The sequence below is a fragment of the Actinomycetota bacterium genome (genome assembly GCA_040905475.1).
Lineage (GTDB): Bacteria > Actinomycetota > AC-67 > AC-67 > AC-67 > DATFGK01.
This window is the reverse complement of sequence record JBBDRM010000070.1, coordinates 26,316-35,606: the sequence shown is the minus strand read 5'-3', so window position 1 is coordinate 35,606 and position 9,291 is coordinate 26,316. Positions and strand designations below refer to the sequence as shown.

At 65.8% G+C, this 9,291-nt stretch carries 7 protein-coding genes and 1 rRNA gene; 2 read left to right on the top strand and 6 right to left on the bottom strand.

Annotation, left to right across the window (positions count from 1 at the left end; translation table 11 throughout):
* Positions 1-91, top strand: a 5S ribosomal RNA gene (gene rrf, locus WEB06_07090); the annotation flags it as partial.
* 42 nt (positions 92-133) lie between these two features.
* Here rrf and WEB06_07085 read toward each other — a convergent pair.
* From WEB06_07085 to WEB06_07060, 6 genes are all read right to left on the bottom strand, one after another.
* Entirely contained in the window at positions 134-1,060 is a 927-nt protein-coding gene (locus WEB06_07085; protein ID MEX2555377.1) for an MBL fold metallo-hydrolase, read from the bottom strand.
* A 67-nt stretch (positions 1,061-1,127) separates the two neighbouring features.
* A complete protein-coding gene (locus tag WEB06_07080) occupies positions 1,128-2,981 on the bottom strand; it encodes a hypothetical protein (protein ID MEX2555376.1) in 1,854 nt (617 codons plus the stop codon).
* A gap of 16 nt (positions 2,982-2,997) precedes the next feature.
* Positions 2,998-3,702 (bottom strand): ABC transporter ATP-binding protein, encoded by a 705-nt coding sequence (locus tag WEB06_07075; GenBank protein MEX2555375.1) that lies wholly within the window; start codon positions 3,700-3,702, stop codon positions 2,998-3,000.
* A 1-nt stretch (position 3,703) separates the two neighbouring features.
* Positions 3,704-5,674 (bottom strand): branched-chain amino acid ABC transporter ATP-binding protein/permease, encoded by a 1,971-nt coding sequence (locus tag WEB06_07070; protein ID MEX2555374.1) that lies wholly within the window; start codon positions 5,672-5,674, stop codon positions 3,704-3,706.
* The gene (locus tag WEB06_07065; protein ID MEX2555373.1) at positions 5,674-6,585 is read right to left on the bottom strand and encodes a branched-chain amino acid ABC transporter permease; all 912 of its coding nucleotides are present in this window, start codon (positions 6,583-6,585) and stop codon (positions 5,674-5,676) included. Before WEB06_07065 ends, WEB06_07070 begins: the two co-directional genes overlap by 1 nt.
* A 30-nt stretch (positions 6,586-6,615) precedes the next feature.
* Positions 6,616-8,073, bottom strand: a complete 1,458-nt coding sequence (locus tag WEB06_07060) for an ABC transporter substrate-binding protein (GenBank protein ID MEX2555372.1) — start codon at positions 8,071-8,073, stop codon at positions 6,616-6,618.
* Between the two features lie 252 nt (positions 8,074-8,325).
* Here WEB06_07060 and WEB06_07055 point away from each other — a divergent pair, with 252 nt between their 5' ends.
* Positions 8,326-9,222 carry a hypothetical protein gene (locus WEB06_07055; GenBank protein ID MEX2555371.1) on the top strand — a complete coding sequence of 299 codons (897 nt, stop codon included), beginning with the start codon at positions 8,326-8,328 and terminating at the stop codon, positions 9,220-9,222.
* Positions 9,223-9,291: the final 69 nt, after the last annotated feature.

Below are 9,291 nucleotides of genomic sequence, written 5' to 3'. Positions count from 1 at the left end.
ACCCGGTCCCATCCCGAACCCGGAAGTTAAGCCCTCCAGCGCCGATGGTACTGCCCTGGTAACGGGGTGGGAGAGTAGGTCGCCGCCGGGACACTATTCTCGAGGCCGGTCTTCGGACCGGCCTCGAACTTTCTCAGCCGTTCCTCGTTTGGAAGTAGCGCAGATATCCCGCGGCCGAGCTCTTGAACGCGTTCAGCGACTCGAACTTGGCGGTCAACGTCGGATCGGCCCACACCTTGGCGTATTCGTCGCGGGTCTTCTCCATGAGACGCTCGGTCAGGAAGTCGAGATCCTCCGACTCGTGCATCGCTTCCTCGATGATCTCGCCGAATCGCACGAGCTTCTCGCGCGCCTCCGCGAGCAGGTCTCGATCGGCCGGCGCCGGGCCGAAGTGCGTCAGGTACAGACCCGCCGGATCGAGCGCGCGGTATCGGTCGAGGGACTGCAAGGCGAGCGGGAGGTCGAAGTCGGGTGGGGGAGTCGCCGGCCGGATGACGCCGGCCTCCGGCAGATACACGCCCATCGAGTCGCCGACGAACAGCACTCCGGTGTCGGTGTCTTGCACCGCGATGTGATGCCGCGCGTGGCCGGGCGCGTACAGGATCTCGAGCAAGCGGCCGCGTCCCAGATCGATGCGGTCGCCGTCATCGACCGCGAGCAGCCGGTCGGACGGCACCGGTTTGAGGGGCCCGAAGAGCTCGTCCAGGCGCGATCCGAAGACGCGGTAGGCGCTCTTCATCAACTTCGCGGGATCGACCATGTGCCGAGCGCCTTCGCTGTGCACCACGATCGTCGCTTTCGGGAAGACGTCGACGAGGTCACCGGCCGCGCCGGCGTGATCGAGATGGATGTGCGAGCCGACGAAGTAGCCCACGTCCTCCGCCCCGATCCCGAGCGACGCCAGCCCTTTGGTCAACGTGCGAGCGACGGTCGCGGGGCCGGTCTCGATCACGGCGACGGTCTCTCCCGGCACCACGTAGGCGGCGACGAGGTCGTTCATGCCGGCCATCTCGCAATCGATCGCGACGATATCGCCGTCGAGCTTCAACGTCCTCGGCATCGGCGCGCAGTGTACTCAAACGAGAGGCCGGCCCCGCGGGGCCGGCCTTCGCCACTCTTTCGAGTCTCTAACCCGCGCCGAAACGTAACCGTCTGCGGATCAGCCAGACCATGGTCGCGAGGATGCCTCCGGACAAGATCGCCTTCGCCATGTCACCAGCCGCCCACGGCCGGATCTTGAACGAGGACCAGTCGATCCTGAGTGCGTACGCCCCGGAGCCGAGGCCGCCGCCGCCGACGACCGTGACGGGACCCGCCCCACCGTCGATCGGGCCACCGATGATCGGTCCGCCATCGATCGGGCCACCGATGATCGGTCCGCCATCGATAGGACCGCCACCATCGGTTGGCGGTGCTTCGACCGGGATGTTCGGACGCGCGATCGCCGCGGACTGCGCGACGCCGAGCGTCAGGTTAACCTCCCGGATCTGCCGGAGGCCGGTGACCGGGCAGTTGACAAGGAGATTCTTCAGATCATTCACCTGGGCCGGCAACCCGGGGTCGGGGATCACCCCAGCCTGATCGATCAAACCGAAGCAACCGTCCAGATTCTCGTCTTGCGGGATGAGCTGCGTCCCGGTCAGGGTCAGGATCTCGATGTCTATCCCCTCGGCCACCGCCTTCGCCTCTTGCCCGCTGTCCTGATCGGGACCCGTCTTCGGCCGGATGCTCTCAGGAAGGTCCTGGCAATCCTCGATCGGCTTCGCCTTCGGGTCGGGGTCGGGGTAGGCGTAGTTGCGACATGCCGAGTCGGGCGGGTTCACCGTCCGTTCGGGCCGGCGTGGATCTGCGTTCCCGATCTCACCTGCGGTGATCCTGATCGCGATGGTGCACGGAGCTGCGGTGCCCGGGCACTCAACGCCTTCCAGCACAAGCGGCTTTCCGAAGAACTCGTTGAACTCCGCGATCCGTTCGTCGCTCCCGTCGAACGTGTACGGCTCGGGGAACTCCGGACCGAGGCACTGGTCCTCCTCCTTCGGGAGACCCTCCTCCTCGCCGGTGATCGCGGCGTACGGGGGCTGCGCCGTCACGAGAGTGCGGCGGCACGCGCGGCCGAGCATCACTCGGTACCCGGCTTTCGACTTGGTTCCGTTCGTCTGCGCGAACGTCTCCACCCGGATCGCGTCGATAACGAAGCAGTTCGTGCAGCGGCCGTCCGACGTCCGGTTGCCGATGTTGATCCCTTGGAGCTCGGCAACGCCGATCGACGTCACCGTCTCGCCGTTGCGGATCGACTCCGAGGTGCTCGCGATCGAGCCGACCGAGAGGATCGCCATCTGGTTCCGCGGGCCTGGGTCGGGTGTCGGGTCGAGCCCGGGACCGCCGGGGAATGTGTCGTCAGGGTCGTATGTGCCCGGCGGCTCGGGAGGCGTCCCGGCGGACGGGAATAGCACCAGGTTGCCGAGATATGAGTTTGCGAACCCACGCGGAGATCCTGCCTGCGTCGCACTTGCTCGGGCGACACCGGCGGCGAACCTTCCGAACTCCTCCTCGCCGATCGGACCACCCGCGGCGCGGAACTCGGCGGTCGGCGCGCCGCCCGGCTGGCGAGCGGTTGCTTCCGTCGGTACCGCCGAGCCGGTCGTCGTGCCGTGGAGCCCATTCGCTATCCCGAAGTCGGTCAGCCACGCCAGCGCCGACGCCTGCGACGGCTGGTTCACCTCGGTGAGCGAGTGAGCCATCGCCAGCCCGAAGGCTGGTGCCGGCACCGGCGACCTATGATCGAGGTAGCTCGAAATGGGAGCCGCTTCGGCGAACGTCGAGTACGCGATGACCTCGTCCGGCTCTGCGGCTGGCTCGGTCTGGCTGATCGAGGCGGGTGCCGCGATGAAGCTCCAGGCGAACATAGCGACCATGCCGACCGCGGCGAGCTTCGTAACCCTACGCTTGTCGAGCTTTCGTCCTCGGGTCATCGGGCCCATCGGGGAAGCCTCCTCATCAGTGTCCGCCCATGTAAGACGCCTGGACGAGATCGCTCGACTCGAGCAGGGTCTTGGCGCTGCCTTCGATCTTCACGGCGCCCTTCTCGAGCACGTACGCGCGATGCGCGAGACGGAGCGCCTGGTTCACGTATTGCTCGACCAGCAGGACGGTCGTTCCTTGCTTGTTGACCTCGGAGAGCATCTGGAACAGCTGCTGCACCACGACGGGGGCCAGACCGAGCGAGAGCTCGTCGATCATCAAGAGTCGCGGGTTGGGGAGCAGCGCGCGCGAAAGCGCCAGCATCTGCTGCTCGCCGCCGGACATCGTTCCGGCCGCCTGATGCATCCGTTCCTTGAGGCGAGGGAACAGCGTCGTGACGCGTTCCATGCCTTCCTTCCACATCTTCCGGTTGCTGCGCTTGGTGTAGAACCCCATCTTGAGGTTCTCCTCGACGGTGAGGTTGGGGAACATCCCTCGTCCTTCGGGAAGATGCGATACGCCGAGCCCAACGATGTCCTCCGGGCGCATCCGGTCGATGCGCTTCCCGTCGAGGGTCACCGTTCCGGTTACGGGTCGCAGCAGCGCCGAGATCGTCCGAAGCGTTGTGGTCTTCCCGGCTCCGTTCGCGCCCACGAGCGCAACCATCTCGCCCTCGTCGACGTGGAGGCTCACGTCGCGCAGCGCCTGGATGTGGCCGTAGTAGACGTCGATGCCCTTCACCTCAAGCAACGGACTCCTCCCCGAGGTATGCGGCGATGACGGCCTTGTCGTTCTGGATCTCCTTGGGGAAGCCCTCTGCGAGGTTGCGCCCGAACTCCAGCACGTACAGGTAGTCGCAGATCGTCATCACGAGGCGCATGTCGTGCTCGATGATGAAGATCGTGTGGCCCATCTCGTCGCGGACCTTGAACAGGATCTCTGCGAAGGCGTCGGTCTCGGACACGTCCAATCCGGACGCGGGCTCGTCGAGCAGCAGCAGCCGCGGCTGGGTGACGAGCGCGCGGCCGAGCTCAACCAGCCGCAGGACACCGAACGGCAGCCCCGCGACCTTGGCGTCCGCATACTGGGAGATGCCGAGCATGGCCATGATCTCTTCGGCCTGCTCTTTGGCCCGTGCGTCCTCTTTGCGGCCGCGATCCAGCATGAGCAGGCTGGATACGAAACCCGTCTCGTTCTTCAGATGCGTCCCGACCATCAGGTTGTCCAGCACGGTCAGGCGCGGGAAGAGGCGCATGAGCTGGAACGTGCGGGCCATCCCGAGCTCGGCGCGCTCGTGCACCGCCGCTCCCGTGATGTCGCGCCCCATGAACCGAACGGATCCGGAGTTCGGCTCGATCAACCCGTTGATCGCGTTGAAGTTGGTCGTTTTCCCGGCGCCGTTGGGGCCGATGAGCCCGCAGATCTCGCCGGGACGGACCTCGTAGGACACGCCATCGTTCGCGACGACGCCGCCGAACCGGATCGTGACGTCTCGAACCTCGAGCATCGGCGTCGCGTCGACGCGCTGCGTTCGATCACCCCGTGCCGCGGCGTAGGAAGCCAAGCGGCGGGTCACCCCACCCGCGCCATCCTGGCCCCCAGAAACCGGGGGTGAGTCTGAGTCGGGTGGCCCTGCGGCGACGCCGACGAGCTCTTCCGACGGCGTGGCCGTGGTCGTTTCGGAATCGGCCAATGATCCGGCAGCTCCGGAGGTGTCGATGACGATCGTGCGTCCCGCGGCGCGTTCTTTCCGCGCATGGCGGGCGGCGCGTTTCTCCCGCAATTCTTCGCGGATCCCGATCATGCCGGCCGGGTTCTGGAGGACCGTCACGATGAGAAGGATGGCAGCGAGGATCTCGATCTTGCCGCGGAAAAAGTCTCCAAACCAGTCTTGTGCAAAGACGTACGAGTCGGTGAACGTGTAGACGATGCCGCCGAGTACGGCTCCTCCGATGGCGCCGATGCCTCCGAGCACCGCGACGGCGAGAAACACGATCGAGCGCAGGAAGGAGTAGTCAAGCGGCGTTGCGGTCGTGACGAAGTTGAGGCGCAGCGACCCGGCGACACCGATGATGAAGCCGCTCGTTGCGAAGGCGAGTAGCTTATAGCTCATCACGTTGACGCCCAACGTCTTGGCGGCGACCTCGCTCGAACGGATCGCGAACCACGCTCTGCCCACCTTGGAGTCACGCAGGTTCGCGGTCATGAGGATGAGGACGATCGCCGTGGACCATGCCAGGTAGAACATCAGTCGGTCGTCGCTGAAATCCCAGCTTCCGATCTTGAGGGGGTCGATGCCGACCCCCTGGAAGCCGCCGGAGAAAGGCTCCCATAGGAGGAAGCTCGCCTCGATAGCCCACTGGAAAGTGAGCGTCGCGATCGCGAGGTAGAGACCTCGGATCCGGAGCGCGAAGAAGCCGATCGCGAGCGCCATGGTCGCCGCCGCGGCGCCGGCGATGATCGCGTGGAACGGGAACTCGATCGACAGGTGGTTCGTCGCCTGCGCAGCAGAGAAAGCGCCCACACCCATGAGTGCGGCCTGTGCGAGCGAGATCTGGCCGACCCAACCGGTGAGGATGACCACCGAGAGGAGCGCGAGCACGAGGATCGCAGCGGCGACGCCCATGTTCGCCCAGTTGGAAGGCAGGACCCAGGGAAAGAGAACGATCCCCAGCACGAGGAGCCAGCGCAAGGTCCGTGAGCGGCGGAGCACTAGATCTCCTCCTCTTGCAGCTGAGTCGACTTCCCGGTGACGAACATGAACACGATGACGAAGCCGAAGATCGCCAACTCGCGCGTCCCCGGGATGATGTCCCCGATCCGCGGGACATCCGGCATCACCGAGTAGAGGACCCCGACGAGCAGGGCGCCGATCACCATGCGTCCGAGGTTCGTCAAGCCGCCGAAGAGCGCCGCCGCGTAGGCGGGGATCGAAAGGAGCGTGAGGATTAGCGGATGCAGCGCGACGATCGGCGACATGAGGATGCCGGCCATCCCTGCGAGCAGGGAGCCCAGAACCCATGTGAGCGCAGAAACGCGGTCCGCTGGGATGCCCATGAGGAGCGCGGCCTTCCGGTCGTCCGCGACGGCCCGCATGGCGATGCCTAGGGTCGTGTACTTGAAGAGATACAGAACGGCGAACATGATCACAGCCGTGGCGGCGAGGATGAACAGCTGGTTGACCGGTACGGTGATGCCCCCGAGGGTCACGACCCCCGTGGGAGTGATCTCCGGAGCAGTTTGCTTGTCGTAACCCCAGATGATGCCCGCGAGTCCGGTCAGGAGCGCCAGCACCCCGACCGTCATGATCACCGAGACGAGTACCGGCCGGTCTCGAAGCGGCCTCAGGAGGAACCGCTCGATCACGTAGCCGAGCGCTGCGGCGAAGAGGAGTGCGAGCGGCAACGCGATGATGAGCGGGAGGCCGAAGCCCTTCTCCTCGGTGTTGGCAGCCGGCTGGTGGTTGAGCTGATACAGGATGTACGCGGTGAACATCGCAACGCCGCCTTGAGCCAGAGTGAGGATGCGCGACGCCCGATAGATCATGACCACGCCGGTGGCGAGTAGGGCGAACAATCCCGCGATCGGAAGCCCGAGGATGACCAGCTCCAGATAGAGCTTCATCGGTCGCTCACCTCCAAGCGGACGCCCACGTCATTCACCCGGGGACGGATCTTTCAGCCAGTCGCGAGCGACCTTCCACGTGCCGTTCTTCTGCACCTGGACGATGAGGCCGGAGATGTTCCCGTAGTGACTCTTCGAGGTGTAGGTCATCGGCTGCGTTAACCCCGCGGCCGAATACCCGGACAGGCTGTTGGCCGCCGCGATCACCTTGTCCCGGGTCAGACAGGAGCCAGCCCGTCGCAGGATCTCGACCGTGAGCGCTGCGCCGGCGTATCCGCCCTCGAGGTACGGATTCAGCGCGTCGATACCCGAACCGTAATACTTCGCCAGCGTCTGCCGGTAGGACTGGACGGCCGCGTGGCCGTTGTACTCGGGCAGCGGCGGGAAGTACGAGGTCCCGGCCAGCAAGCCAGTCTCGCGGGCCCACGAGTTCTGGGCTACGACACTCAAGAACAGCGGCGCGCCGCCGCCCCAGCCGATCTTCGGCCTGAAGCCGATGTCGGCAGCGGCCTTGAGCGCCTTGTCGGCGTTCGTGGGGTCGATCGCCAGCGTCACGAAGTCGGGGATCTGGGTCACCGGCTGGCCATGCGCGCTCTGCCATTTGCCCGTCTGGCTCTTGATCGATGCCCAGACGGGACCGAAGCTCGCCTCGGAGAGGCTCACCTGTCGCTCCGCCGTAACGAAGTCCTCTGCCTTCTTTCCGAAGATGTCTGGGATGGCATCGTAGAACGCGTCACGAGCCTCTTTCCCGGCCAGCAGATCGAGCCAGATGATGGCGCTGTTCGTGACGTTGCGCGCCTTCATATCGAGTAGCCCGAGCCGCGACGCGCTGCGGGTGCTGGTTCCGACGGGCCACTGCATCTCGCTGCGGAACTGGCTCTCGATCAAGCCGGAGGTGCCGAAGACCGGCACGCCCTTCTGCTCGAGGTAGGAGCGCGACGCGTCGAGTCCGTTCGAGGAAGGCACGACCGTGAGGAGGAACACCTTGTCCTGCTCGACGAGCTTCTTGATGAGCGCCTTGCCCTTCTGAGCGTCCCAGCCGTCGTCTTCCCACACGAGGTTGATCTTGCGTCCGTTGATACCACCCTTCGCGTTCGTCTCGTTGAAGTACGCCTGCACGCCCTTGAGGATCGGGCCGGAGATGTTGGAGACGGGACCGGAGGCTGCGAACGTACCGCCGACCTTGATAGAGGTTCCGGTCACGCCAGTCGCCGTCGCCTGGCCGACGCAGGACGTGTCGGATGCGTTCGGCGGGGAACCGGGCTGGGCTCCCGGCAGCGCTCCGGGCTGCGCTCCCGGCAGCGCTCCGGGCTGAGCGCCCGGCGGCAAGGAGGCCCCGGGAACGCCGGGAACGCCCGGCACGCCGCCGGTGTTCGAACCGCCGCTGAGGATAACGTCGGGTGCCTCGATCGAGCAGGCGGTGCCGACCATCAGCAGCGCCGCGAAGAGGATCCCGAACCGAACTTTTCGAGGAGCCGTGCGCGTCATCCGGACCTCCTTAGATTCCCTGCAGAGAACACCTCTTGTCGGAGCCCGCTCGAAAGCACGGCAAGGCGTCCCCTCCCTAGATTGAACGATTCGGCTGAGGCGCTCGTTACTCCTGCGAAACAGACCGGTATTCTACGAGGCCACCCCCCATCTTGCGCATCTGGGACAAGGGGTGCATCACTGGATAATTCGTCACCAGGAAGCGGAGGATCTGCCGGAAGGGCCGTATCCGCGACGGTCCGGTTCCTCATCGTGGCGATCAGCGTTGTTCTGGCCGGGTCGCTGGCCGTGCTCGTCCGGCCTGGCTTGCTTCGCGATCGGGTCGAGAAGGCGAGCGGGTTGCTCGTCTTCCAGGGCCGCGACGACACCGGCTACGGGATCTTCACGATGGATGCCGGTGGCGGCCGCATCCGTCTCCTACCGGTTCCGATCCCTCGGTCCGTTGGTTTCCCACGGTACTCGCCCGACGGAAGGCGCCTCGCGTTCGTGGCGGCGTCCGACGACGGAGTCGAGGATCTCTACATCGCCGATCACGACGGGTCGAACCCTCACGTCGTGGCGGCCTCTCCGGGTGAACCGGAAGGAGCGCCGTCGTGGTCGCCGGACGGCAGCAGGATCGCGTTCTCGTCCCGCCGCGACGGGAACTGGGAGATATACACGGTGCGGCCGGACGGAACGGACCTTCGGCGCCTCACCAGCGACGAGGCTTTCGACGCGGCTCCTGTTTGGTCGCCGGTCGGCTCCGGCACGATCGCCTTCTCGTCGGACCGCGGCGGTGTCGACTCGCATGTCTATCTGATGGCTCAGGACGGCTCCGGCGTGCGCCGGCTTACCTTCGGCGACGACGAAGCTTCACCGGACTGGTCGCCCGACGGAGCGCGCATCGTCTATGCAGGCTTCTCGGACGGGAACGCCGACATTTGGGTGATCGAGGCGGACGGCTCCGATGCGCGGCGCCTTACGCGGAGCGAGATGTTCGAGTACACGCCGCGCTGGTCGCCGGACGGCCGATGGATCGCGTTCGAGGGATATCTCGGCGACGCTCCGGACATCTTCGTGATGCGCCCGGACGGAACCGCAAGCAGACGCTTGACTCCGACCGGGCACTACTCAGGGTCCCCGGCCTGGCGGCCGCTGCCTCCCGTTTAGCCCTTTCCGCTCTCCCCCAGGGCACCCCATTCAGAGGGGGGTGCGCCCTCCGCGTAGAATCACCTTCTT